Genomic DNA, 23,906 nt, shown 5'->3' with positions numbered 1-23,906 from the left:
ACCGATTGAAAGGCCGTTCAATAGGCGGTTTTTTGCCCGGCGCGCGGCCTCGATCTAGAGGCTGGATCAGGCTGACAATTTGTCGCGCAGCCTGCTCAAAAACCGAGCAAATGCGCGGAAATATTCAATAAAAAATCATGATGACAAACGTGCGTATTTAACATTGAATACCCATTCAATGGACGGTCGTGGGGACACAAGCGGCCGCCGGCGACGGGTAGGCTGACTTCAAACGAGCGGAGATCGACTGATGCAACGCAAACGCATTCTCGGCCTGGCGGCCTTCGGCCTTCTGACCTGGGGCGCGGCCACGGCACAGGCTGCCGAGCCGGCTTCGTGCAAGCTCGTGCGCTTCGCCGATGTCGGCTGGACCGACATCACCGCGACCACGGCGGCCACCAGCGTGGTGCTGAAGGCCCTGGGCTATGACACCAAGACCCAGGTGCTCTCCGTGCCCGTCACCTATGCCTCGATGAAGGGCAAGGACATCGACGTCTTCCTGGGCAACTGGATGCCGACCATGGAGGCCGACCTGCGGCCCTACGTCGATGCCAAGACAGTCGACGTGGTGGGCGTGAACCTGGAAGGCGCCAAATACACCCTGGCGGTGCCCACCTATCTCTATGACGCGGGCCTCAAGTCCTTCGCCGACATCGCCAAGTTCAAGGACAAGCTGGGCGGCAAGATCTATGGCATCGAGCCGGGCAACGACGGCAACCGCCTGATCCTCAGCATGATCGAGGGCGACAAGTTCGGCCTCAAGGGCTTCAAGGTCGTCGAGTCGAGCGAGCAGGGCATGCTGGCCGAGGTCGAGAAGGCCACCCGCAGACAAGACGGCATCGTCTTCCTCGGCTGGGAGCCGCACCCGATGAACGCCAAGTTCGAGATGAAGTACCTGGAAGGCGGCGACGACGTCTTCGGCCCGAACTATGGCGGCGCCACGGTCTATACCAACACCCGCGCCGGCTATGTCGCCGAATGCCCCAACGCGGGCAAGCTGATCTCGAACCTCAAGTTCACGCTGGCGATGGAAAACGAGATCATGGGCGCCATCCTGTTCGACGGTACCGACCCGGACAAGGCGGCAACCGCCTGGCTGAAGGCCCATCCCGAGGCGCTCGGCCCCTGGCTCGACGGCGTGACCACGATCGACGGCAAGCCCGGCCTGGACGCCGTCAAGGCGGCTCTCTGACCTTGAAAAAAGCCCTCTCCGCCCTTTGGGGGGAGAGGGTTGGGTGAGGTGGGTCGACGGCGTAGGGCGCGCTCTGCCCCGCCCACCACCTCACCCTCCCATTGCTGACGCAATGGGCCCCACCCTCTCCCCCGCAAGCGGCGGAGAGGGAAATCGGGTGGCGTTGCGACTTATGACAGGGACGTGCGGCGATGGGTGATCTCGAACAGTGGTTCATCGACAACAAGATCCCGGTGGGCAAGTGGATCGAGGCGGTCGTCAATTTCATCAAGGACAACAGCCTCGATTTCTTCGACAGTTTCTCGACCATCGTCTCCTCGGTGGTCGACGGCTTCACCTACCTGATGACCAGCGTGCCGCCCCTGCTGCTGATCGTGCTGCTGGCGGGCGGTGCCTTCGCGCTGCGCCGCTCGTGGAAGCTGGGCCTGTTCGTCGGCCTCGCCCTGCTCTTCATCCTCAACCAGGGCTACTGGCAGGCGACCCTGGAAACGCTTTCGCTGGTCCTCTTCGCCACCCTGATCTCGATGGCGATCGGCGTGCCGTTGGGGATCGCCGCGGCGCACCGCCCCTGGTTCTATGACGCCATGCGGCCCATCCTGGACCTGATGCAGACCCTGCCCACCTTCGTCTACCTGATCCCGACCCTGGTGCTGTTCGGCTTAGGAGCCGTGCCCGGCCTGATCTCGACCATCGTCTTTGCCCTGCCGGCGCCGATCCGCCTCACCTACCTGGGTGTCTCCTCGGTGCCGCGCTCGCTGATGGAGGCGGGCGAGGCGTTTGGCGCGTCCAGGTCGCAGCTACTGTGGAAGATCGAACTGCCCTATGCCAAGCCCACCATCATGGCGGGCCTGACCCAGTGCATCATGCTGAGCCTGTCCATGGTGGTGATCGCCGCCCTGGTGGGGGCGGGCGGCTTAGGGGTCCCGGTGGTGCGGGCGCTCAATTCCGTGCGGGTCGCCATGGGCTTCGAGGCGGGCCTTGCCATCGTGGTGCTGGCGATCATCCTCGACCGGGTCTGCCGCCAGGCCGAACCCAAGAGCAAGGGACGCTGAGATGGTGGCCGCGGTCGAATTCCAGCATGTCGACATCCTGTTCGGCAGCGATCCGGGCAAGGCGGGCGGCGCCGTCGCCCAGGCCAAGGCCAGGCTCGACGCCGGGCAATCGCGCGAGCAGATCCTGGCCGAGCTCAACGTCGTGGTCGGCGTCGCCGATGCCAACCTGGTGATCCAGAAGGGCGAGATCTGCGTCCTCATGGGGTTGTCGGGCTCGGGCAAGTCGACCCTGCTGCGGGCGGTGAACGGCCTCAACAAGGTGGCCCGCGGCAAGGTCCTGGTCGAGCACCAGGGCAAGACCGTCGACATCGCCAGTTGCGATCCGGTCACCCTGCGCCTGATGCGCACCACCCGCATCGCCATGGTGTTCCAGCAATTCGCCCTGCTGCCCTGGCGCACCGTGCGCGAGAATGTCGGCCTGGGGCTCGAGCTGCGCGGCATGAGCATTGCCGAGCGCAATGCCATCGTCGACGAGAAGCTGAAACTCGTCGCCCTCGACAAATGGGCCGACAAATACGCCAGCGAACTCTCGGGCGGCATGCAGCAGCGCGTGGGCCTCGCCCGCGCCTTTGCCACCGACGCCGACATATTGCTGATGGACGAGCCGTTCTCGGCGCTGGACCCGCTGATCCGCACCAAGCTGCAGGATGAATTGCTCGATCTGCAGCAGAAGCTGAAGAAAACCATCATCTTCGTCAGCCATGACTTGGACGAGGCGCTGAAGCTGGGCAACCAGATCGCGATCCTGGAAAGCGGCCGCATCATCCAGGCCGGGGCGCCGGAAGACATCGTGCTGCGCCCGGTCGATGCCTATGTCCGCGAATTCGTCCAGCACATGAACCCGCTGAATATCCTCAAAGGCACGGCCCTGATGACCGGGCTCGACACCATGCCGCGCGACGGCGGCACGGTGACCCTGGACGCCGACCGGCGGCTCTCCGTCATGCTGGACGCCGGCGGGGCGGTCGCCGGGGCCGATCTGGCCGGCAGCCCCTGCAACATCGTCCACTACACCGACATGGCCGGCCCGACGCCGGCCGTGGGCGACGTGGTGGTGGCCCCCGCCGGCTTCCTGATGCGCCGCCTGATCGAACTGCGCCAGGCCAGCGGCAACCCGGTGGTCCTCACCGAAGGCGGCCGGGTCACCGGCATCTGCCGCGAAGACGACATCTTCCGCGCGCTCGCCTCCGACGACTGGCGCGCCCGGGCGGGCTGAGCAGTAAGCCCTCTCCGCCCTTAGGGAGGAGAGGGTGGGGTGAGGTGGGGCGACGGCATAAAGCTCGCTCTGCCCGGCCCGCCACCTCACCCTTCCCATCGCTGACGCGACGGGCCCCTTCCCTCTCCCCCGCAAGCGGCGGAGAGGGATAAAATGCTTCGCAAACGTACAAGGCTGTCGACGCATCCATGCGCGCAGCCGCAGCCTGAGCCGGGCAGGATCCGCCATCGCAACCCTTGTCCGGGGATTTGACGCCATGGCCCTGCCGAGCCCGTCCCACACCTTTGCCGCCGATCCCTTCTTCGCCACCGATCTCGCCGCGGCCGACCCGGCTGTCGCCCAGGCCGTCGCAGCGGAACTCACCCGCCAGCAGACCCGGCTGGAACTGATCGCATCGGAAAACATCGTCAGCCGGGCGGTGCTCCAGGCGCTGGGTTCGGTCCTCACCAACAAATATGCCGAAGGCTATCCGGGCCGGCGCTATTACGGCGGTTGCGAGCATGTCGACGTGACCGAGCAATTGGCGATCGACCGGGCCTGCGCCCTGTTCGGCGCCGCCTTCGCCAACGTCCAGGCGCATTCCGGCGCCCAGGCCAACATGGCGGTCCTCTTCGCGCTGGCCCAGCCGGGCGACACGATCCTGGGGATGAGCCTCGCCCATGGCGGCCACCTGACCCATGGTGCTGCCCCAACGGTCTCGGGCCGCTGGTTCAAGGCGGTGCAGTATGGTGTAACCGAAAGCGACCAGCGCATCGACTACAACGCGGTGGAACGCCTCGCGGCCGAGCACAGGCCAAGGTGATCATCGCCGGCGGCTCCGCCTATCCGCGCGTGATCGATTTCGCCCGTTTCCGAGCCATCGCGGATGCGGTCGGCGCTTATCTAATGGTCGACATGGCCCATATCGCCGGCCTGGTCGCGGGCGGCGCCCATCCCAGCCCGGTGCCCCATGCCCATGTGGTCACCTCGACCACCCACAAGACCCTGCGTGGGCCCCGCGGCGGCCTGATCCTGACCAATGACGAGGCCCTGGCCAAGAAACTGAATTCGGCGATCTTCCCGGGGATCCAAGGCGGCCCGCTGGAACATGTCATCGCTGCCAAGGCGGTCGCCTTCGGCGAGGCCCTGCGCCCCGGCTTCAAGACCTATGCCCAGGCCGTGGTCGACAACGCCCGCGTCCTGGCCGATCGCCTCACCGCGCGCGGCGCCGCCATCGTCTCGGGCGGAACCGACACCCACGTGGTGCTGGTCGACCTGCGGCCCCTGGGCCTCACAGGCAAGGTGGTGGAGCGGGCGCTGGACGATGCCTATATCACCTGCAACAAGAACGGCATTCCCTTCGACCCCGAGAAGCCGGCGATCACCTCAGGGATCCGCCTGGGCACCCCGGCTTGCACCACCCGCGGCTTCGATGCGGCGGCCTTCGCCCAGGTCGGCGACCTGATCGGCGACGTGCTCGACGCCGTCGCCAAGGGCGAACACGAAGGTAGCGCGCTCGATCCCGTCCGCGCCAAGGTGCTGGCCCTGTGCGAGCGTTTCCCGATCTATTGAGGCAAATTTAGCCCTCTCCGCCCTTCAGGGGGGAGAGGGTTGGGTGAGGTGGGTCGGTGGCGTAGGGTGCGCTTTGACCCAACCACCACCTCACCCTCCCCATCGCTGACGCGATGGGTCCCCTCCCTCTCCCCCGCAAGCGGCGGAGAGGGTGTAAGGTGTTACAATCAACCCCGGCGCACGCCGACTCGTTTCAGGAAATCGAGGATCTCGCGGGCGGCCGCCGCGGGATCCGGCTCGACCAGCAGCCTGCCGCCGCCGCCGGTCACTTCCGTCGCCGCTTTCAGGCGATCGGCGGCGGAACCGCCGGCGACACCGCCCATCAGGCGGGGGCGGCGGCGATAGGGGCGTTCCTCGATGGGCTCGGCAATGGCTGTGGGCGCTTCGCCCGGGCGGCGCAGGATGGTGCCGCGGCGCAAGGCGCCGTGGGTGAAGGGCAGGGCCGGCGGCGCGGCGGGGTGCACGGTGACCAGGGCGGGCAGGGGCAGGGTCACCCGGCGCCGGGCCCCGCGCGGCAGGGCCTGTTCCACCACCACGTTGCCGCCGACACGGGTGATCGCCGCCGCGTCGGCAACGATCGGCCGGGTCAACCGCTCGGCCAGCAGATAGGGCACGAGGCCGGTATCGTCACCACCCTGGGCCTGCCGGCCGGCCAGGATCAGGTCAGGGCGCAATTCGGCCAGGGCCTTGGCCAGCGCCGGCACCGGGTCGGCTCCGGCCGGCTGTTCCAGCACGGTGAGGCGGGTCAGGCCGTGGCCCAGGTAGTCGCCGATCGCGGCATCGCCAGGGCCGGCATGCAGGCCCATGACCTCGCCGCCCAGGCTGTGGGCCAGGGCGATGGCCTGGGCATCGCCCCTGGCGGCACAGGCCCGGCCCGAGACGGGATGATGGCCCAGCGAGAGCAGGACGGCGATCTTCATGGCGCCGCCTCCGCCTCGAGGGCCGCGATCAGGGCCGGCATCACCTTTTGCGCATCGGCGACGACGGCCAGGCCGGCGCGTTCGATCATGGCGGCGTGCAGGTCGGTGTTCACCGCCACCACATGCTCGACGCGCGCGATGCCCTGCAGGTGCTGCGGGGCGCCGGCTATCCCTAAAGCGAAGTAACAGGTGGCGCCCAGCACGGTGCCCGAGGCGCCGACCTGGGCGGCGCGCGGCATCAGGCCGGCATCGCAGACCATGCGGCTGGCCCCCGGCGTCGCGCCCAGGGCCTGGGCCAGGGCGTGGAAGCTGGCGAAATCGGTGACGCCGTTGCCGGCGGAAAGCACGAAATCCGCCTCGCTCAAGGGCACCCGGGCGGGATCGGCGGGGATCACGTCGGCAGAGAGGATCGCGCGGCGAACCGGCACGGCCGCCGCCGCGAGGGGGCGTGCCTCGTGGACCCTGCCGCCATGGGCCGCGACCACGTCGGCCACGATGGTGATCAGGCGCGGCGGGCGGCAGCGTTGTTCGACCCTGTGGCCTTTGGCCGGACGCCCCACCGCCTGCGGCGAAATCGACTCGGCACCCGGGAACAGGGGCTCGCCGCTCGCCGCGGCCAGACGGCGGGCGAGATCGCCGCCGGTCTGCGTCTCGGGAAACAGGACATGGCGCGGCGCCAGGGTCGCGATCAGGCCTGCCAGGTCGGCCGTGCGACCTTCAGGATCCCAGTCGCGCTCGAGGGCGATCAGGCGGTCGGCGCCGGCGGCACCGGCTTCCTCGGCTGCCACGGCGCCGGCCAGCACCACCGCCCCGCCGCCGGTGGCGAGTTGACGCGCTGCCCCAGGATTTGCCGGTCGTGGGGCAACAGCCGGTCATTGGCGGCATCGGCCACCACCAGGACCAGGAAGGCGGGATCGTCGATGATCACCCGCTCGGGCGCGGGCTGGTTGGTGGCTTGGATGGCCTGCGCTACTGGTGCGTGGCCGCCGGCCAGCGGCAGGCTGCGGTCCAGGCGCAGGCGGGCGCCGGTGGCCGTAGTTTGCGCCGCGCGTTCGGCCCGCGGGTCGCGGCGTGGCCGATCGCCTTCGGGGCGGGCCGCCGCCTCGATGGTGAAACGCGCCCTGGCGCCGCCCGATACCCGCCGGGCATCGAGGCCGGCCCGTGGGTCGATGCGCCGCCGGCTCATGCCGCCGCCTCGACATTGGCCAGCATCAGCTCGGCCAGGTCGCGCACCTGGGCCCCGCCGCCGACCACGCCTTCCAGCATGGCGGTGCAGCCGGGGCAGCCGACGGCGACGATGGCGGCCCCGGTCTCGCGGGCCTGGGCCATGCGCAGGTCGGGAATGCGGGTGGTGCCCTGGATGTCGCTGACCGGGGCGCCGCCGCCCCCGCCGCAGCACATGGAATGGCGGCCGTGGCGCTCCATCTCGATGCGCGTGAGGCCCAGCCGGTCGAGCAGGCGGCGCGGGGCCTCGAACTCGCCGTTGTAGCGGCCGAGGTAGCAGGGGTCGTGATAGGTCACACTTTCGCCGCTGCCGGCGCCTAAAGGAATGCGCCCCTCGGCGGCCAGGCGGTCGAGCAGGGCGGTGTGGTGCATCACCTCGAACTGCCCGCCGAAGGCCGGGTATTCGTTGCGCAAGACGTGCAGGGCATGGGGGTCGGCGGTGACGATGCGCTGGAAGCGATAGGATTTCAGGGTGGCGATATTCTCCCGCGCCAGGCGCTGGAAGGTCACCTCGTCGCCCAGTCGCCGGGCCAGGTCGCCGCAATCCTTTTCACTGGCGCCCAGCACGGCGAAATCGACGTGGGCCAGGTGCAGCAGCTTGACCAGGGCGCGCAGCGAGCGGCCGTAGCGCAGGTCGAAAGCGCCCTCGCCCAGCCACAGCAGCACCTCCGCCGTGCCCTTGTCGGCGATCAGGGGCAGGTCCAGGCCGGCGACGAAATCGGTTCGGGCGCTCAAGGGCCGGCCGCCGGGATCGTCGGCCAGGCGCAGTTCCGCCAGCGGTTCCACCGCCTTCCCCGGCATGGCGCCGCGTTCCAGGGTCTGGAAGCGGCGCAGGTCGATGATGGTGTCGACATGCTCGATCATCATCGGGCATTCCTCGACACAGGCCCGGCAGGTGGTGCAGGACCACAGCGTGTCGGGGTGGATCATCCCGTCCGTGCCGATGATCGGCAGGTCCGGCCCGCCGACGCCGGCGACAATCGGGGCATTGGGATAGGGGCTGCCGGCATAGGCGGCGTTGCTGCCCTGGGGCTGGGTCGCCGCCGCCAGGTCCTGGATCAGGCGCTTGGGATTCAGCGGCTGGCCGGCGGCGAAGGCCGGGCAGGCCTGTTCGCAGCGACCGCACTGGATACAGGCATCGAAGCTGGCCAGGCGGTTCCAGGCCAGGTCCTGCGGCCGCTCCACCCCAGCTTTTCGGCATTGAGGTTCAGGGGGGCGAGTGCGGTTTCCCGTTCGCCGGCGAACCGGCCGGCGCGGGGATGGGCGATCAGGTGGATGGTGCCGGCGATGACATGGCGCAGCGGCCCCGCGCGCAATTGCAGGACCAGGCCGACACCGCCGCCGATTGCCAGCATCAGGCCGGCGTAGCCGAAGGCCGAGCCGCCGAAGGCCGCATCGGCGGCCACCAGGAAACAGCCGACGGCATAGGCGGCGAGGAGCCAGGGCAGGACCAGGAAGCGCCCGGCCGACAGATGCCGGGGCCGGCGGGGCAGGCGGCGCCGGGCGACCAGCATGCTGCCCGCAATCATCACCGCGAACAGCAGCGCGACTAGGGCCCAGTAAAAGTGGGATGCAGCAAGTCCCGGCACGATGCCCAGGGCCAGTAGCACCGATCCGCCCAGCAGGCCGCCCGCGACCAGCATGTGCATCCGCGCCGCCGCCCGATCGCGCGCGACGATGTGATGGACGTCGACCAGGTAGCGCCGGGGCAAGGCGATGATCCCGCCGATCCAGTTGACGGTCGCCGGCTGGCCTGCCCGCCACAGGACGGCGCGGCGCCCGGCCTCGATCGCGCCGAGGACGGCCAGGACCAGCACCGATGCGATAAGGGCGACGCCGGCGGTCACGGGGAAAGCCCCACGGCAATCTCAATCGTCATCCCGGCGAAGGGCAGGATGGCGGCAAAGGGTAGCCCTCTCCGCCCTTCAGGGGGGAGAGGGTGGGGTGAGGTGGGTGGATGGCGTAAAGCGAGGCTTGGCCCGACGACCACCTCACCCTCCCCATCGCTGACGCGACGGGTCCCCTCCCTCTCCCCCGCACGCGGCGGAGAGGGCACGGGTCCAGGACGGCGGCGCGGCGCCATCGCTCAGATGTCCTTGCACAGGCGCAAGCTGTCGTAGATCGCGGCGTGGATGTTGCGGCCGGCGACGGCGTCGCCGACGCGGTAGAGTTTCAGGCCCGGTTCATCGGCATGGGGCTGGGGCCGGCCTTCGACGATGGCGTGCTGGTCGGTCTGGCCGCGGTTCACCGAACGGGCCTTGAGGTCGAAATAGAGCGCGTCGACGGGCAGCGTGCCGACCTCCACCACCACCCGGTCGACCAGGCGTTCCTCTTCCTGGTCGGTCACGGTGTTGCGCAGGACGGCGACCATGCGGTTGCCCTCCTTGTAGATTTCGGCCAGTTCCATGTTGGGGTCTGGATCACGCCCAGCCGGTAGAGTTCGCGCAGGTGGATCGGCTGGTTGGTGGTGCCCACTTCCTCCGCGATCATGCGGTCGTGGGTGGCGACTTCCACCAGGCAGCCTGATTTGGCCAGGACCTCGGCGACGGACGAGCCCTGGTGCTGCCCGGTCTCGTCATAGAGCAGCACGCTGCCCGTGGGCTGAATCTTAGCCGTAAGCACGTCCCAGGTGGAGACGGCATGTTCGGCGCCCGGCACCTGGATGTCGCCCGGCCGGCCGCCGGTGGCGACAATGACCACATCGGGGTTCTCAGCATTGACGATATCCGCGGTGGCGGCGGTCCCCAATCGCAGGTCGACACCCAGTTTCTGCACCTGGCCCAGCAGCCAGCGGGGAATGCCCGACAGCGCCTCACGCCAGGTCGCCTTGGCGGCGATGTTGATCTGGCCGCCGACTTGGGGCTCCTTCTCGAACAGCACCACCTTGTGGCCGCGCTCGGCCAGCACGCGGGCGGCTTCCAGGCCGGCCGGGCCGGCGCCGATCACCACCGCCTTGCGCGGGGCGGGCGCCTTGGCGATGACATGGGGCATGAAGGCCTCGCGGCCCGTGGCCGCGTTCTGGATGCACAGGGCGTCGCCGCCGACATAGATGCGGTCGATGCAGTAACCGGCCCCGACGCATTGGCGGATATCGTCGTCGCGGCCCTCGATCAGCTTGCGCACCAGGTGCGGGTCGGCGATATGGGCGCGGGTCATGGCCACCATGTCGACATGGCCTTCCGCGACCACGCGGGCGGCGGTGGCAAGATCCGTCACGCGCTGGGCATGGAATACCGCCACATCCACCTCGCGCTTTACGGCGCTGGCGAGGTAGACGAAGGGCGCCACGGGGAAGGACATGTTGGGCAGGACCACGGCATGGGCCATGTGGTCCCGGGCCTGGCCGCCCATGATGTTGAGGAAGTCGACCAGGCCGCGCCCGGCATAGTCGGTCGCGATGGTCAGGCAATCCTCGTGGGACAGGCCTTGGGCATAGAGTTCGTCGGCCGACATGCGCATGCCGATGACGAAATCGTCGCCGGTCGCGGCGCGCATCGCCTCCAGCACCTCGATGCCGAAACGCATGCGGTTCTCGAGCGGGCCGCCGTATTTGTCGGTGCGCTGGTTGACCGACGGGCTCCAGAATTGGTCGATCAGGTGGCCGTGGGCCGACGATAGTTCGATCCCGTCCAGGCCGCCCTCCCTGGCCCGCCTGGCGGCGGCGGCGTAATCGGCGATGATGCGGGTGAAGTCCTCGTCCTCCATCGCCTTGGGGATGGCCCGGCTGGCGGGTTCGCGCCGGGGCGAGGAGGAAACGGTGGGAAACCAGTTGTCGGTATCCCATTTGGTGCGCCGGCCCATGTGGGTGAGCTGGATCATCAGCTTGGCACCGTGGCGGTGTACCCGCTCGGCGAAGTGTTGGAAATAGGGGATGATCGAATCGTCGGCGACCGAGATCTGGTTCCACGGCGTCGCCGGGCTGTCCAGGCCGACCGAGGAGGAGCCGCCGAACATGGTCAGCCCGATGCCGCCCTTGGCCTTTTCCTCGTGATAGAGCTGATAGCGCTCCTGCGGCTTGCCGTCCTTGCCATAACCAGGGGCGTGGCTGGTGCTCATCACCCGGTTGCGGATGGTCAGGCCCTTGATCTTCAGGGGCTTGAGCAGGGCATCGGCATTGGCGATCACAGGTGCATCTCCACGCGTTCATGAGGCGCGAGGACCGACGCCCCGCGCTCGGCCCGCGGCGGCCGGCCGTACTGCGACTTGAAAGCGGTCGAGAAATGGGCCGACGACTGGAAGCCACAGGCGATGCCGATATCGGTGATCGGCATGTTGGTCAGGCGCAGCAATTCCCGCGCCTTGGTCAGGCGCAGGTCGAGGTAGTATTCCGCCGGCGACTTGCCCGTGTGCCGCTTGAACACCCGCTCCAACTGGCGACGGGAAATGCCCATCGCCCGCGCGATATAGGGAATGGTCACCGGCACTTCGATCGTGGTCTGCATGAGCTGATGGGCGAGGCCGATGATCTTGTCGGGATATTCGCCCCAGGGGTTCGGGCGCTGCCGCTCGCTGGCGGCGCGGATACGCTCCTGGATGAACTGCTTGGAGACCTTGCTGGCCACGCCCCGGCCCAGCCGCTGCTCGATCAGGGCCAGCATGAGGTCCAGCGGCGCCACCCCGCCGGTGCAGGTCAGGCGGTCGCGGTCGATCACGAAGAGATCGTCGCAGATGTCGATCTCGGGAAACTCCTCGCGTACCGCGTCCAGGTTCTCCCAATGGACGGCGCAGCGGTAGTTGTCGAGCAGGCCGGCCTCGGCCAGGGCGAAGGTGCCGGTGCACAGCGAGCCCAAGGCGACGCCCTGGCGGGCCAGGCGGCGCAGGGCATCGGTGACGCGCCGGTCGACCGCCTCGCGCACACGCACCCCGCCGCAGACGAACAGGCAGTTGAGCTGGCCGGCGGCCTCCAGGCTCATCGTCGGCGCCAGGCTAAAGCCGTTGCTGGCGGCCACGGGATTGCCGTCCAGGCTGACCGCCTTCCAGGTATAGCTCTCGTGACCGGCGACATAGTTGGCCATGCGGCAGGCCTCGATGGCGCTGGCGACCGCGATCTGGGAATAGTCGGGCAGAGTCAGGAAGCCGATGCGGTCCAGCCGGGCCAGGTCCACCATCGCCGTCTCCTATCGCTCGATCACGAGGTCGCCGAGCGGCTTGGAGCAGCAGATCAGCGCCAGCCCCATGTCGATCTCGCGCTGGCGGATGCCGCCCGCATGCTTCATCTCGACCTTGCCCGAGACGATCTTGCTCTTGCAGGTGCCGCACAGGCCCTTGGTGCAGGACGAGGGCAGGCGCATGCCCGCCTCTCGCGCGGCGTCCAGGATGTGCTTGTCGGCCGGGCAGTCGATGACCCGGCGGCTCTTGGTGAATTCGACGCGGTAGCTCAGGCCCGGCGCCGCCACGGCGACCGCCGTCGCGGTGTCTTCGGCACCCGTCAGCGTGCCGAAGTCGAAGCTTTCCTCATGGTAGCGGTCCATGTCGAAGCCCGCCTGGCCCAGAATCCCGCGCACCGCCGCCATGTAGGGTGCCGGGCCGCAGGTGAAGATTTCCCGTGTCCGGAAATCGGGGGCGATGACGCTCAGCGCGTCCAGGCTCAGGCGGCCGCGGAAACCGCCCCAGCGCTCGCCCGGGCTGTCGGCCTCGCAGATCGAGATCGCCCTGAAACCGGGCAGGTTGCGGCCCATCAGGTCCAGCTCGTCGCGGAAGATGATGTCGGCCGGGCTGCGCGCGCTGTGGACGAAGGTGATGTCGACGGGCAGGGCCAGGTCGTGATGGCTGCGCGCCATCGACATCAGCGGCGTGATGCCGCTGCCGCCCGACAGGAACAGGTACTTGGGCGCCGGGTGGGTGCTGGTGGAGAATTCGCCCATCGGCCCGGTGGCGCGGATTTCGCGGCCGGGCGCCATATGGTCGTGCAGCCAGTTCGAGACCGGCCCGCCGGGCACCCGCTTCACCGTGATCGAGACCAAGTGCGGCCGGGTGGGGGCGGAGGAGATGGTGTAGCAGCGGTTGACCGTCTCGCCGCCGATCTCGAAGTCGAAGGTCAGGAACTGGCCCGGCCGGTAATGGAACAGGCGCGGGGTGCGGGCGGCGAAGATGAAGCTCTTCACATCCGCGGTTTCCGCCCGCACCTGGCGGCAGACCAGGATGTCGTCCTCATCCGCGTTCCAGGGTGCCAGGCCCTGGGCCAGATGCGGGGCGACGGGATCGGGATGGCCCATGGCGCTCAACGCGGCAGCAGGGCGTTGAGACGCCCGATGTACCAGTTGCAGAACTTGTCGACCAGCATCTCGGTATAGGGCGAATAGGGGCCGGGCTCGTAGGCCTGGCTGCGCGCCCCCGCCTGGGCCCAGCCGACCAGGGTGCCGTCCTGGTCGTTGGTCGCGACCCACACGCCGATGACGTTTTCCAGATCGTAGTCGACGCCTTCGACCGCGTCCTTGTGGACCAGCCACTTGGTGCGCAGCAGGGTGCGTTCGGCATCGAGCGGGATCACACTGAAGGTGACGATGTGATCGCTCATGAAATGGTGCCAGGAATTGGGCTGGGTCCAGAACGACAGGCCGCCCAGCTTGGAATTGGTGAACTGGCCCAGCAGTTTCTTCGAGGCGACCTTGGTGTCGATGGTCTGGGATTCGCCGTCGCGGTCGATCGGCAGGCGCTGGGTGCGATAGCCGGTGACCATGTCGTCCAGCCGGTCGACCTCGCGCGAGGGCAGGCCGTCGGCCTCCCACTGGGCGCCGAGATCGCAGACCATCTGCTCGTAGCGCTGTGCCTGCTTCAATTCCGTCTCGTCGACCGAGTCGGGCGAGAAGCCGAAGCCGTAGGCGAAGAGCGGGATCGTCAGTTCCGGGTGGTTGGCCGAGCAGTGGTAACACTCCCGGTTATTTTCCATGGTGAGCTTCCAGTTGCCCAGTTCGATCAGGTCGCTCTGGTGGATCACCTTGCAATTGGCGATGTCGTGGGGCGCGATATAGGGCGTCATCACCGCCGCCATCTCGTCGAAATCCGCCGGCGGATCGTCGCTCAGGCAGATGAACAGCAGGCCGGCCAGCGAACGCAGGTGAACCGGCTTCAGGCCGTGGCAACCGGGATCGAAATCCTTGCCCATGTGGTCGGCGTGAACCAGCTTGCCTTCGAGATTGTAGGTCCACTGGTGATAGCCGCAGACGAGGTTGCCCACGGTCGTCTTGGGCTCGTGCACCAGGCGGGCGCCGCGATGGCGGCAGACGTTGTGGAACGCTTTAACCCCTAAGTCGTCGTCGCGCACGATCAGGACCGAATTGGCGCCGATGTCGACCACCATGACGTCGCCGGGTTCCGGCACGTCGGGCTCGACGCCGACATAGATCCAGTGATGGCCGAAGATCAGGTCGAGATCCGTCTGCAGGATCTGCGGGCTGGTGTAGAACGGCGCCTCGAGCGTGTAGCCCGGCCGGCGCCGCGCGATGAGCGATTTCAGCGGAGTCTGCACCACATCCAGCATGGACCACACCTCGTGTTCGGATAGGCGATTGTGACGCTGCCGCGATCGCCAAGCATTATCAGATTCGACGTGAATTTTAGAAATTGCGACATTAGTCGAACAGCCGGCTGGCCGCGATCGAACCGGCGCCGGAATCCTTGGTCCCGCTACGCGCGTCGGTCGGCGTGTAGCCGTGCATGGCTTTGAACTGGCGCGAGAAATGGGCGCAATCTGAAAAGCCGGATTCCAGGGCGATATCGGTCACCGTGCGGTCGGTCGTGTCGAGCAGCCAGCGGGCGTAGCGCAGGCGAAGCGACCGGTAATAGGCGGCCGGGCGCTTGCCCACGGCGGTCAGGAACAGGCGCTCCAACTGCCGGGTCGAGAGTTTCAGGCGGATGGCGATGTCGGCGATCGGCAGGGGATCGGCGAAATGCTGTTCCATCAGCAGCAGGGCCCGGCGCACCCGGTCGTCGGCGACGCCGTCGGCGGTGGGCGGGTGCGGCTGGGCATCGGTGCCGGCGCGCACCTTGTCGAGCAGGAGGACGTGGCGGCTCTTCTGGGCGATCGACTTGCCGATGTGGCGCTCGATGAGGAAGGTCGCCAGATCGGCCACGCCGCCGCCGCCCGAACAGGTGATGCGGTTGCCGTCGACGACATAGAGCCGGTCGGCCACCGGGTGATGGTGCGGGAACTCGTCCAGGAAATCCTTGTAGTGGTACCAGCTCACGCAACAGCGCCGCCCGGTCATCAGGCCGGCCCGGCACAGCACGAAGGAGCCGGTGCAGACACCGACCAGGGTGACCCCGGCGGCCGCGGCGCGCTTGAGGTAGTTGATGGTTTCCTCGTCGAGCTGGCGGCCGGCATGGAGCACGCCGCCGACCACGACGATGTAGTCGAATTCCCTGGGCTCGACGAATTCGCTGGTCCGCCCGACCGAGACGCCGCAACTGGCGCGCACCGGCTCCTGGCGGTTCGACATGATCGACCAGCGGCACAGGATCGGCCGGCTGCGGTCGCCCTCGTCGGCGGCCAGGCGCAAATGGTCGACCAGCAGCGAGAAGGCCGACAGGGTGAAATTGTCGGCCAGGACGAAGCCGACGGACAAGGGCGGCCGTGTGGCGACCGCCTGTCGTTCCATCTCGCCCGATTTCGTCACGATCATCGTCAACCCTCGCCTGCATCGGCGACCTGCGTCCTTCGAGACGGCCCTACGGGCCTCCTCAGGATGAGGAAAATCTTTATGGCAAAAAGACTTGCCTCATCCTGAGGAGCCGCGCGAAGAGCGGCGTCTCGAAGGACGCACGATGCCATTCCAAGGCCCACCCCGCCGTCGGGGTGGGCATCATACCACTCAACACTCCGTCAAATTCACGGCCAGGCCCCCTTGCGAGGTTTCCTTGTATTTGGACTGCATGTCGGCGCCGGTCTGGCGCATGGTCGCCACCACCTGGTCGAGCGAGACGTGGTGGGTGCCATTGCCGTGCAGGGCCAGCGAGGCGGCGGTGATCGCCTTGACCGCGCCGAAGGCGTTGCGCTCGATGCAGGGGATCTGCACCAGGCCGCCGATGGGATCGCAGGTCATCCCGAGGTGATGCTCCATGCCGATCTCGGCCGCGTTCTCGATCTGCTCGTTGGTGCCGCCCAAGGCTGCTGCGAGGCCGGCCGCGGCCATCGAGCAGGCGACGCCGACCTCGCCCTGGCAGCCGACCTCGGCGCCGGAGATCGAGGCATTCATCTTGAACAGGGCGCCGACGGCGGTGGCGGTCAGCAGGAAGGTGTTGATGCCCTGCGCGGTAGCACCCGGGCAATGGTCGCGGTAGTAGCGCACGACCGCGGGCACCACGCCGGCGGCACCGTTGGTGGGGGCCGTCACCACCCGGCCGCCGGCGGCATTCTCCTCGTTCACCGCGATGGCATAGAGGCTGATCTGGTCCATGATCTCGTGGGGCTGGCGGGTATTGCTGGCGCGCGCGATTTCCAGCGTGCGGCGCAGGCCGCGGGCGCGGCGCTGCACCTTCAGGCCGCCGGGCAGTTCGCCCTCGGTCGCCAGGCCCCGGTCGATGCAGATCATCATGGTGTCGAGGATGCGGTCGAGGTGCTGCTGCACCTCTGCCTTGGGGCGCAGGGCCAGTTCGTTGGCCAGCACGATGTCGGCGATGGAAAGCTTGTTCTGACGGCCGAGGCGGAGCAATTCCTTGCCGCTGTGGAAATCGAACGGCACCTCGACCTGGCCGGCCGGGACCTCGCCCACCGCTTCTTCGCGCACGATGAAGCCGCCGCCGACCGAACACCAGGATTCGACCGCCAGCACGGCATCCGCCGCATCGAAGGCGGTGAAGCGCAGGGTGTTGGGGTGGCGCGGGGTCTGCGTGACGCCGTCGAAGACGATGTGGGAATCGGCGAAGTGGATGTTGCGCACGCCGCCCACGCGCAGGCGTTCCTCGGTGGCGACGGCGTTCAGGATGGCGGTGGCGTCTTCCGGGTCGACTGTTTCCGGGATCTCCCCGGCCAACCCTAAGATCACCGCCCGGTCGGTGCCGTGGCCCTTGCCGGTCCAGGCCAGCGAGCCGAACAGGTCGACGCGGATGCGGGCGACCTTGCCCAGCTTGCCGGCCGCCTCGATGCCGTCGACGAAGGCACGGGCCGCCTTCATCGGCCCGACGGTGTGGGACGACGACGGACCGATACCGATCTTGAACAGCTCGAACACGCTGATCATTGCCGTCTCCCTTGCCTCTTACGTTTCGTGTTCGAGGCGGGCCTGGGTCATCAGGCCCCAGACATAGGCAGCGAAGGAGCGCCAGGTGCCGACGTAGAACCGCGTCGCCTCCAGGCGCCACAGGATGATCTCGGCCTTGCCGAACAGGGTGCGGGTGCAGGCCCCCACCGGAAAGTGCCGCAGGTGCAGGTCCAGCGGGCAACCGGCATTCAGGACGGCCTGCGCCTTCGGGCCGGCGATCTCCAGGGCCACGGTACGCTCTCCCACGGCGACAAGCGAATGGGGCGTGTCGACCAGCGCGAAGGCGGCGGTAATAGTCGGCCCTTCCGCCTCGGGCGCCAGCAGCAGCCATTCGTCGGGGCCCAGCCACAGGGCATGGCGCTCGCCATTGCCGGCGACACCGTAAGCGGCAGTCGGCAGGGCGGCGCCGAAAGCAGCGCCCGCCGCCTCGATCGCGCTCGCCTTGGCGCGCAGGATGAAGGCGGCAGTCGGGGGCAGCGGGGTCATCTCGGCAACCGGGGCCGCCTTGGCCGCCGCGGCCAGGGGGTCGAAGGCGCCCAGGCGGCGCAGGGCGGTATCAGCCATCGAGGCGCACTCCCTTGGGATCATAGAAGACCGGCTCGGTCACCTTGACCGCGATGGTCCCGCCCGGCATGGGGACATGCAGCACCTCGCCCATGCGAGCGCGGCCGCCGGCGACCATGGCCAGCGCGATGGGGTGGCCCAGCGCCGCGCTCCAATAGGACGAGGTGACATGGCCGATCATGGTCATGGGGATGGCTTGCGCGGGATCGGCGACGATCTGCGCGCCTTCCTCCAGCACGGCCTTGTCGTCGAGGCTCAGCAGGCCGACCAGTTGCTTGCGGTTGGGGTTGGACATTTCGGGCCGGGCGAGCGAGCGCTTGCCGACGAAATCCTTCTTGGTCTTGCCCACGGCCCAGCCCAGGCCGACATCGTCCGGCCCGGCGGTGCCGTCGGTCTCCTGGCCGATGATGATGTAACCTTTCTCGGCGCGCAGGACGTGCATCGTCTCGGTGCCGTAGGGGGTGATGCCATGGGCCTTGCCGGCCTCGTAGACCGCTTCCCACACGGCCCGGCCGTAGCTGGCGGGCACGTTGATCTCGAAGCCCAGTTCGCCGGTGAAGGAGACCCGGAACAGGCGGGTGGGAACCCCTAAGATCCTGCCCTCGCGCACGCTCATGTGCGGCATGGCGGCGGGGGACAGGTCGATGCCCTCGACCAGGGGCTCGATCACCTTGCGGGCATTGGGGCCCTGGAGGGCGATCACCGCCCATTCCTCGGTGGTCGAGGTCAGCCAGACATTGAGGTCCGGCCATTCGGTCTGGAGGTAATCCTCCATCATGTTCAGCACGCGTGGCGCGCCGCCCGTGGTGGTGGTGACGTGGAAGCGGTCGGTGGCCATCCGGCCGACGACACCATCGTCCAGCACGAAACCATCTTCCCGCAGCATGGCGCCGTAGCGGCAACGGCCGACTTCCAACTTCAGCCAGGCGTTGGTGTACATGCGGTTCATGAATTCGGCCGCATCCGGGCCGACCACTTCGATCTTGCCCAGGGTGGTCGCGTCGAAAATGCCGACACCGGCGCGCACGGCGACGCATTCGCGGTTCACCGCCGCGTGCATGTCTTCGCCGCCACGGGGGAAGAAGCGCGCGCGCTTCCACAGGGCGACATCCTCGAACACCGCGCCCTGTTCCACCGCCCAGTCGTGGATCGGCGTGGTGCGCACCGGATCGAACAGGTCGCCGCGCGAGAGGCCGGCGAAGGTGCCGAAGGTGGTGGGCGTATAGGGCGGGCGGAAGGTGGTGAGGCCGATTTCCGGGATCGGCTTGTCCAGGGCCTTCGAGACGATGCCGAGGGCATTCATGTTCGAGGTCTTGCCCTGGTCGGTCGCCATGCCGGTGGTGGTGTAACGCTTGATGTGCTCGATCGACTTGAAGCCCTCGCGGGTGGCGAGCTTGATGTCCTTGGCGGTGACGTCATTCTGGAAATCGACGAAGGCCTTCACCGTGGCCGGGTTGCGGGCATGCGGCACGGCACCGACGAAACCGCCGGCCCCGGCATCGAGCGCCGAGGCCGCGAAGGAACGCAGGCCTTTGGGGGCAAAGCCCGCCTTCTGCGCTGCCTCGCTGCCAGCCGCATGGCCGTCGGCGAGCACGCTGGAAAGCGAGAAGATGCCGCGGCAGGCGCCGGCCGAGCGCTCCGCCGCGGCGGAGGTGCCGGGCAGATAGCTCTGGGTCAGCGGGTCGTATTTGAGCTTGCCGCGCGATTGCGAGAACAGGTGCAGCGACGGCGTGAAACCGCCGGACATGGCAACTAGGTCGCAGGCGAGGCGGGACGACTTGCCGACCGTATCGCCGCTCACCGGGGCGATATCGACCGACGAGACGCGCAGGCGGCCCCGGGTTCCGACGACAACGTGACCGGTGAGGATCTTCAGGCCGGCGGCGCGAGCTGCGTCGGGCAGCGGCCCTTCCACCTTCGGCCGCAGGTCGACGATGGCGGCGATCTCGACGCCCACGGCATGGAGGGCCAGGGCGGCGCGGTAGGCCTCGTCGGCGGCGGTGGCGATCACCGCGCGCCGGCCGGGCTTTGCCCCATAGCGGGTGGCATAGAGCCGGGCGGCATCGGCCAGCATCACGCCCGGGCGGTCGTTCTCGGGGAACACCAGCGGGCGCTCGATCGCGCCCGCGGCGAACACCACCTGCCTGGCGCGGACCTGCCACAGCCGCTCGCGCGGCAGGCGCGGATCGGCCTTGGCCAGATGGTCGGTTACACGCTCCGCGAGGCCTAAGAAATTGTGACCGTAGAAGCCGAAGGCGGTGGTGCGCGACAGCAGGGTGACATTCTCGCGCGCCGCCAGGGTCGCCAGGACATCGGCCAGCCATTGGGCAGCGGGCTTGCCGTCGATCGACGACTGATCGTCGCCCAGCAGGGAGCCGCCGAATTCCGCCTGTTCGTCGCACAGCATGACCCGGGCGCCGGAATCGCTGGCCGCCAGGGCCGCGGCCAGGCCGGCCGGGCCTGAACCGACGATCAGGACATCGGCATGGGCGTAACGCTGGGTGTAGCGGTCGGCATCGGCGGCGGTGGGCGCCTTGCCCAGGCCGGCCATGGCGCGGATCTTGGGCTCGTACAGGCGCTTCCAGGCCCCCGCCGGCCACATGAAGGTCTTGTAGTAGAAGCCCGAGGGGAAGAAGGGCGAGAGCAGGTCGTTCACCGCGCCGGCATCGAAGGCCAGCGACGGCCAGCGGTTCTGGCTCTCCGCCACCAGGCCCTCGTAGAGTTCGACCTGGGTGGCGCGCAGGTTGGGCGTGTAATGCGCTTGATCGCGGCCGACGCCGACCAGGGCATTGGCCTCGTCCGAGCCCGCACTCATGATGCCGCGCGGCCGGTGGTACTTGAACGAGCGGCCGATCAGGTGGACGCCGTTGGCGATCAGGGCCGAGGCCAGGGTATCGCCGGCATAGCCCTGGTAGGCCTTGCCGTCGAAGCTGAAGTTGATCGGCTTGGTGCGGTCGATGCGGCCCCCGCCGCCCAGACGGAAGGCGCTCATTTGCCACCTCCCGGGATGAGTTGGCTCAGATCGGGGCGCGGATCGTCCTTTTTATAAATCACGACGAAGGCGTCCGAGACGGTGTGGCGCACGGCATTGAAGAATTGCGCGCAGCCATGGATATGGCGCCAGCGTTCGACATGTAGCCCACGCGGGTTGGTGCGCTTGTAGAGGAAGTCGGCCCAGGCCTCGTCGTCGAGTGCCGATGGGTCGGCCGGACGGGCGATATGCGCCTCGCCGCCATAGCGGAATTCGGTCTCGGGGCGTTCGCCGCAGTAGGGGCAACGGATCAGGAGCATGGTCGGCGCCTTCTCAGTGGGCGACGGCCGCGGCGGCGGCCTCGTCGATCATCAGGCCGTCGCGGAAGCGGTCCAGGGTGAAGGGGGCATTGATCCTGTGCGGCTCGCCCTTGGCGATGTGCCAGGCAAAGACATTGCCGGAGCCGGGCGTCGCCTTGAATCCGCCGGTGCCCCAGCCGCAGTTGACATAGAGGCCGGGGACCGGGGTGCCGCCGAGGATGGGCGAGCGGTCGGGCGTCACATCGACGATGCCACCCCAGTTGCGCAGCATGCGCAGGCGCCGGAACATCGGCACCAGTTCGCAGATCGCATCCAGGGTGTGGGTGGCGATGTGCAGCCCGCCGGTCTGGCTGTAGGAGACATAGGCGTCGGTGCCGGCGCCGATCACCATCTCGCCCTTGTCCGATTGGCTGATATAGGCGTGGATCGTGTTGGACATGACCACGCAGGGGAACACCGGCTTCACCGGTTCCGACACCAGGGCCTGGAGCGGATAGCTTTCCAGCGGCATGCGCACGTCGGCCATCGACATCAGCAGGCTGGTGCTGCCCGCCGTGACCACGCCGATCTTCCTGGTAGCGATCGTGCCCCGGGTCGTCTCGACGCCTGACACCGCGCCGCTCGCATCCCGGCGGATGGCGGTGACCTCGCAGTTCTGGATGATGTCGACGCCCAGGGCATCGGCCCCGCGGGCATAGCCCCAGGCGACCGCATCGTGGCGGGCGACGCCGGCGCGGCGCTGCAGGGCGGCGCCGACCACGGGATAGCGGGTGTTCGGGCTGATGTTCAGGGGCGGGCAGAATTCCTTGGCCTGCTCCGCCGTCAGCCATTCATTGTCGACGCCGTTCAACCGGTTGGCATGGACATGGCGCTTGAACGATTGAACATCGTGGACCGTGTGCGCCAGCATCATCACGCCGCGCTGCGAGAACATGACGTTGTAGTTCAGTTCCTGCGACAGGCCTTCCCACAGCTTGACCGCGTGGTCATAAAGCGCGGCGCTTTCGTCGAACAGGTAGTTGGAGCGGATGATGGTGGTGTTGCGTCCGGTATTGCCGCCGCCGATCCAGCCCTTTTCCAGGATCGCGACATTGCGGATGCCGTGCTCCTTGGCCAGGTAATAGGCCGTCGCCAGGCCGTGGCCGCCACCGCCGATGATGATGACATCGTAAGCCGCCTTGGGCTCGGGCGAGCGCCACTGCGCCTGCCAGTCCTGATGACCGCCCAGCGCCTTGGCGAAGAGATTGAAGCCGGAGAATTTCTGCATGGTGCCGGGTCCCGCCGCGACGATAGGTGATTGTCATCCGCCGACATGAGTGTCGCGAGAATACAAGCGTCCGAAGCGTTGTACGAATCCGACATGGAGGGGGCTTGCCGCCGGGCAGGCGAGGGGAATAGCATTTCGCTGCAGATGACGCAGAGACCCGATGGCGACGGCATCGACACTGGTTCAATTGGACAGCGAGATCGACGCTGCGGCGCGCGACGAAGCCCGCTTGATGAGTCGCAACGTCGCCGAACAAAGCAGCCCCGACGTGTCCTTGTCCCAGGTCCAAGCCGTCTTGCGGGGCCAGGCGAACTACGATGCCCTGAACGTGCCCGAGCAGGCGATCGTGCGTACCGCCTGGGCGGAAGTGATTGCTGAGCGGCGCGCAGCACTCAACCTCGCCGAGGTCTTCGAGGCGGAGGGGCACGCTTATGCCGAACTGGATGAAAAGGGCGAGATCAGGCTCGTGACGCCAAAGCCATAGGTACTCTAGGGCCAAGCGATTTCGAGGCTATCCGGAAAAAAATCGGCCCGCCGTTCGAGGGCCAGGGTGAACGGCGGGCCTGAAGTGAAGGCCGCGTGAACGAGAGGCCCGGGTGAAATAAGCATCACGGGGCAAATCATTCGACGTTGCGCTGCGGCCGTTCCGATCGTCAAGGCGGAGGAGAGATCGCATCGCCAATCGGTACGCAACCATATGAAGCCGATTCTGCTTTGACTACCATTCGACCTTGGTATGAGCCGATTTGACGCAGGGGAATGCTGGCTGTTCAGTATCCCCGTCGCGCCCAGGCAAAGGCTTGTTCCAGGCGGTCGTTGCCCCAGAAAAGCTCGCCGTCCGGGGTCGTGAACGAGGGCGCGCCGAAGATGCCCAGGGCCTTTGCCGCCTGTGTCGAGGCGCGCAGGCGGTCTTTCACGGCCGGGGTCGCCGCGGCTGCCAGTGCCGCGGTACCGTCGCCGCCGGCCGCGGTGACCAGGGCGGCCAGCAGGGCAGGGTCGGCGATATCCTTGTCTTCGCCGAAATTGGCCCGGTAGACCGCGACGACAAAGCCCGGCGCCCAAGCCTCGCCCAGCCCGGCGGTCGCCACCCGGGCGGCCAGCAGGCCGTTGCGCGGGAACTGGCTGGGGCGCTGGAAGGGCAGGCCGAGATCGCCGGCCAGGCGGGCCATGTCGCGCCACATGTAGGCGCCCTTCGCCGCAAACAGGTTGAAGGGCGAGTCGGTCATGCCCTGGTCGGCGAAGATCGGGCCCAGCAGAAAGGGCCGCCAATCGATCGCAATCCCCGCGGCGTGCGCGGCGGCGCCCATGCGCGCGGCGGCGAGATAGGAATAGGTCGAGGCGAACTCGAACCAGAAGCTGAGGCGAGGCCCATCGGTCGACATGCGGGTCAGGCTAGCCTGCCGCGACGTCGGAGGCGAGGCCGTTGCCAC

At 67.9% G+C, this 23,906-nt stretch carries 21 protein-coding genes and 1 pseudogene; 5 read left to right on the top strand and 17 right to left on the bottom strand.

Annotated features, from left to right (window positions below; all coding sequences use genetic code 11):
* Positions 1-250 precede the first annotated feature (250 nt).
* From D3874_RS19950 to glyA, 4 genes and pseudogenes are all read left to right on the top strand, one after another.
* Positions 251-1,192, top strand: coding sequence for a choline ABC transporter substrate-binding protein (locus D3874_RS19950; protein ID WP_119780025.1), 942 nt, complete (start codon positions 251-253; stop codon positions 1,190-1,192).
* Between the two features lie 191 nt (positions 1,193-1,383).
* The gene (gene choW / locus D3874_RS19945) at positions 1,384-2,244 is read left to right on the top strand and encodes a choline ABC transporter permease subunit (RefSeq protein ID WP_119780023.1); all 861 of its coding nucleotides are present in this window, start codon (positions 1,384-1,386) and stop codon (positions 2,242-2,244) included.
* 1 nt (position 2,245) lies between these two features.
* Complete coding sequence (choV, locus tag D3874_RS19940) at positions 2,246-3,460, top strand: choline ABC transporter ATP-binding protein (protein ID WP_199699173.1); 1,215 nt, start codon at positions 2,246-2,248, stop codon at positions 3,458-3,460.
* 256 nt (positions 3,461-3,716) lie between these two features.
* Positions 3,717-5,011, top strand: a pseudogene (glyA, locus tag D3874_RS19935) (serine hydroxymethyltransferase).
* A gap of 167 nt (positions 5,012-5,178) precedes the next feature.
* Here the strand turns inward: glyA and D3874_RS19930 are convergent.
* From D3874_RS19930 to D3874_RS19870, 16 genes are all read right to left on the bottom strand, one after another.
* On the bottom strand, positions 5,179-5,931 hold the full coding sequence (locus D3874_RS19930) for an adenine nucleotide alpha hydrolase family protein (RefSeq protein WP_119780021.1): 753 nt from the start codon (positions 5,929-5,931) through the stop codon (positions 5,179-5,181).
* Positions 5,928-6,734, bottom strand: a complete 807-nt coding sequence (locus D3874_RS19925; protein WP_233560061.1) for an electron transfer flavoprotein subunit alpha/FixB family protein — start codon at positions 6,732-6,734, stop codon at positions 5,928-5,930. The genes D3874_RS19930 and D3874_RS19925 overlap by 4 nt, the downstream gene beginning before the upstream one ends.
* A complete protein-coding gene (locus D3874_RS30670) occupies positions 6,677-7,117 on the bottom strand; it encodes a hypothetical protein (RefSeq protein ID WP_233560059.1) in 441 nt (146 codons plus the stop codon). Before D3874_RS30670 ends, D3874_RS19925 begins: the two co-directional genes overlap by 58 nt.
* Positions 7,114-8,340 (bottom strand): (Fe-S)-binding protein, encoded by a 1,227-nt coding sequence (locus D3874_RS31310; protein WP_274380605.1) that lies wholly within the window; start codon positions 8,338-8,340, stop codon positions 7,114-7,116. The genes D3874_RS30670 and D3874_RS31310 overlap by 4 nt, the downstream gene beginning before the upstream one ends.
* Positions 8,229-9,002 (bottom strand): DUF3483 domain-containing protein, encoded by a 774-nt coding sequence (locus tag D3874_RS31305; protein ID WP_274380604.1) that lies wholly within the window; start codon positions 9,000-9,002, stop codon positions 8,229-8,231. The genes D3874_RS31310 and D3874_RS31305 overlap by 112 nt, the downstream gene beginning before the upstream one ends.
* A 239-nt stretch (positions 9,003-9,241) precedes the next feature.
* The gene (locus tag D3874_RS32530; protein WP_233560058.1) at positions 9,242-9,562 is read right to left on the bottom strand and encodes a hypothetical protein; all 321 of its coding nucleotides are present in this window, start codon (positions 9,560-9,562) and stop codon (positions 9,242-9,244) included.
* A complete protein-coding gene (locus D3874_RS19915) occupies positions 9,499-11,280 on the bottom strand; it encodes an NADH:flavin oxidoreductase (RefSeq protein WP_233560056.1) in 1,782 nt (593 codons plus the stop codon). The genes D3874_RS32530 and D3874_RS19915 overlap by 64 nt, the downstream gene beginning before the upstream one ends.
* Complete coding sequence (locus D3874_RS19910) at positions 11,277-12,263, bottom strand: GlxA family transcriptional regulator (protein ID WP_119780019.1); 987 nt, start codon at positions 12,261-12,263, stop codon at positions 11,277-11,279. Before D3874_RS19910 ends, D3874_RS19915 begins: the two co-directional genes overlap by 4 nt.
* Before the next feature lie 9 nt (positions 12,264-12,272).
* Entirely contained in the window at positions 12,273-13,370 is a 1,098-nt protein-coding gene (locus D3874_RS19905) for a hybrid-cluster NAD(P)-dependent oxidoreductase (RefSeq protein ID WP_119780016.1), read from the bottom strand.
* A gap of 5 nt (positions 13,371-13,375) precedes the next feature.
* On the bottom strand, positions 13,376-14,635 hold the full coding sequence (locus tag D3874_RS19900) for an aromatic ring-hydroxylating oxygenase subunit alpha (RefSeq protein WP_119780013.1): 1,260 nt from the start codon (positions 14,633-14,635) through the stop codon (positions 13,376-13,378).
* A gap of 91 nt (positions 14,636-14,726) precedes the next feature.
* Positions 14,727-15,776 (bottom strand): GlxA family transcriptional regulator, encoded by a 1,050-nt coding sequence (locus D3874_RS19895; protein WP_233560055.1) that lies wholly within the window; start codon positions 15,774-15,776, stop codon positions 14,727-14,729.
* A gap of 189 nt (positions 15,777-15,965) precedes the next feature.
* Positions 15,966-17,333 carry an L-serine ammonia-lyase gene (locus D3874_RS19890; RefSeq protein ID WP_119780011.1) on the bottom strand — a complete coding sequence of 456 codons (1,368 nt, stop codon included), beginning with the start codon at positions 17,331-17,333 and terminating at the stop codon, positions 15,966-15,968.
* 18 nt (positions 17,334-17,351) lie between these two features.
* A complete protein-coding gene (locus tag D3874_RS19885; RefSeq protein WP_119780009.1) occupies positions 17,352-17,918 on the bottom strand; it encodes a sarcosine oxidase subunit gamma in 567 nt (188 codons plus the stop codon).
* A complete protein-coding gene (locus D3874_RS19880; protein WP_119780007.1) occupies positions 17,911-20,910 on the bottom strand; it encodes a sarcosine oxidase subunit alpha in 3,000 nt (999 codons plus the stop codon). The genes D3874_RS19885 and D3874_RS19880 overlap by 8 nt, the downstream gene beginning before the upstream one ends.
* Positions 20,907-21,209: a sarcosine oxidase subunit delta gene (locus D3874_RS19875; protein WP_119780005.1), complete on the bottom strand. Its 303-nt coding sequence runs from the start codon at positions 21,207-21,209 to the stop codon at positions 20,907-20,909. Before D3874_RS19875 ends, D3874_RS19880 begins: the two co-directional genes overlap by 4 nt.
* Positions 21,210-21,222: 13 nt before the next feature.
* Positions 21,223-22,476: a sarcosine oxidase subunit beta family protein gene (locus tag D3874_RS19870; protein ID WP_119780002.1), complete on the bottom strand. Its 1,254-nt coding sequence runs from the start codon at positions 22,474-22,476 to the stop codon at positions 21,223-21,225.
* Positions 22,477-22,636: 160 nt separating this feature from the next.
* Between D3874_RS19870 and D3874_RS19865 the strand changes: the two genes are divergently transcribed.
* Positions 22,637-22,960 carry a hypothetical protein gene (locus D3874_RS19865; RefSeq protein ID WP_119780000.1) on the top strand — a complete coding sequence of 108 codons (324 nt, stop codon included), beginning with the start codon at positions 22,637-22,639 and terminating at the stop codon, positions 22,958-22,960.
* 286 nt (positions 22,961-23,246) lie between these two features.
* Here the strand turns inward: D3874_RS19865 and D3874_RS19860 are convergent, their stop codons facing one another.
* Positions 23,247-23,858 (bottom strand): 2-hydroxychromene-2-carboxylate isomerase, encoded by a 612-nt coding sequence (locus tag D3874_RS19860; protein ID WP_119779998.1) that lies wholly within the window; start codon positions 23,856-23,858, stop codon positions 23,247-23,249.
* Positions 23,859-23,906: the final 48 nt, after the last annotated feature.

Source organism: Oleomonas cavernae, assembly GCF_003590945.1.
GTDB lineage: Bacteria > Pseudomonadota > Alphaproteobacteria > Zavarziniales > Zavarziniaceae > Zavarzinia > Zavarzinia cavernae.
This window is presented reverse-complemented; position numbering and strand designations above follow the sequence as displayed.

Coding starts and splice junctions, on each gene's coding strand:
- D3874_RS19870 (WP_119780002.1), bottom strand. CDS start 22,476: ATGCAGAAATTCTCCGGCTTCAATCTCTTCGCCAAGGCGCTGGGCGGT.
- choW (WP_119780023.1), top strand. CDS start 1,384: ATGGGTGATCTCGAACAGTGGTTCATCGACAACAAGATCCCGGTGGGC.
- D3874_RS19880 (WP_119780007.1), bottom strand. CDS start 20,910: ATGAGCGCCTTCCGTCTGGGCGGCGGGGGCCGCATCGACCGCACCAAG.
- D3874_RS30670 (WP_233560059.1), bottom strand. CDS start 7,117: ATGAGCCGGCGGCGCATCGACCCACGGGCCGGCCTCGATGCCCGGCGG.
- D3874_RS19905 (WP_119780016.1), bottom strand. CDS start 13,370: ATGGGCCATCCCGATCCCGTCGCCCCGCATCTGGCCCAGGGCCTGGCA.
- D3874_RS19950 (WP_119780025.1), top strand. CDS start 251: ATGCAACGCAAACGCATTCTCGGCCTGGCGGCCTTCGGCCTTCTGACC.
- D3874_RS19885 (WP_119780009.1), bottom strand. CDS start 17,918: ATGGCTGATACCGCCCTGCGCCGCCTGGGCGCCTTCGACCCCCTGGCC.
- D3874_RS19865 (WP_119780000.1), top strand. CDS start 22,637: ATGGCGACGGCATCGACACTGGTTCAATTGGACAGCGAGATCGACGCT.
- choV (WP_199699173.1), top strand. CDS start 2,246: ATGGTGGCCGCGGTCGAATTCCAGCATGTCGACATCCTGTTCGGCAGC.
- D3874_RS32530 (WP_233560058.1), bottom strand. CDS start 9,562: ATGGAACTGGCCGAAATCTACAAGGAGGGCAACCGCATGGTCGCCGTC.
- D3874_RS19890 (WP_119780011.1), bottom strand. CDS start 17,333: ATGATCAGCGTGTTCGAGCTGTTCAAGATCGGTATCGGTCCGTCGTCG.
- D3874_RS19930 (WP_119780021.1), bottom strand. CDS start 5,931: ATGAAGATCGCCGTCCTGCTCTCGCTGGGCCATCATCCCGTCTCGGGC.
- D3874_RS19895 (WP_233560055.1), bottom strand. CDS start 15,776: ATGATCGTGACGAAATCGGGCGAGATGGAACGACAGGCGGTCGCCACA.
- D3874_RS19860 (WP_119779998.1), bottom strand. CDS start 23,858: ATGTCGACCGATGGGCCTCGCCTCAGCTTCTGGTTCGAGTTCGCCTCG.
- D3874_RS19875 (WP_119780005.1), bottom strand. CDS start 21,209: ATGCTCCTGATCCGTTGCCCCTACTGCGGCGAACGCCCCGAGACCGAA.
- D3874_RS19900 (WP_119780013.1), bottom strand. CDS start 14,635: ATGCTGGATGTGGTGCAGACTCCGCTGAAATCGCTCATCGCGCGGCGC.
- D3874_RS19910 (WP_119780019.1), bottom strand. CDS start 12,263: ATGGTGGACCTGGCCCGGCTGGACCGCATCGGCTTCCTGACTCTGCCC.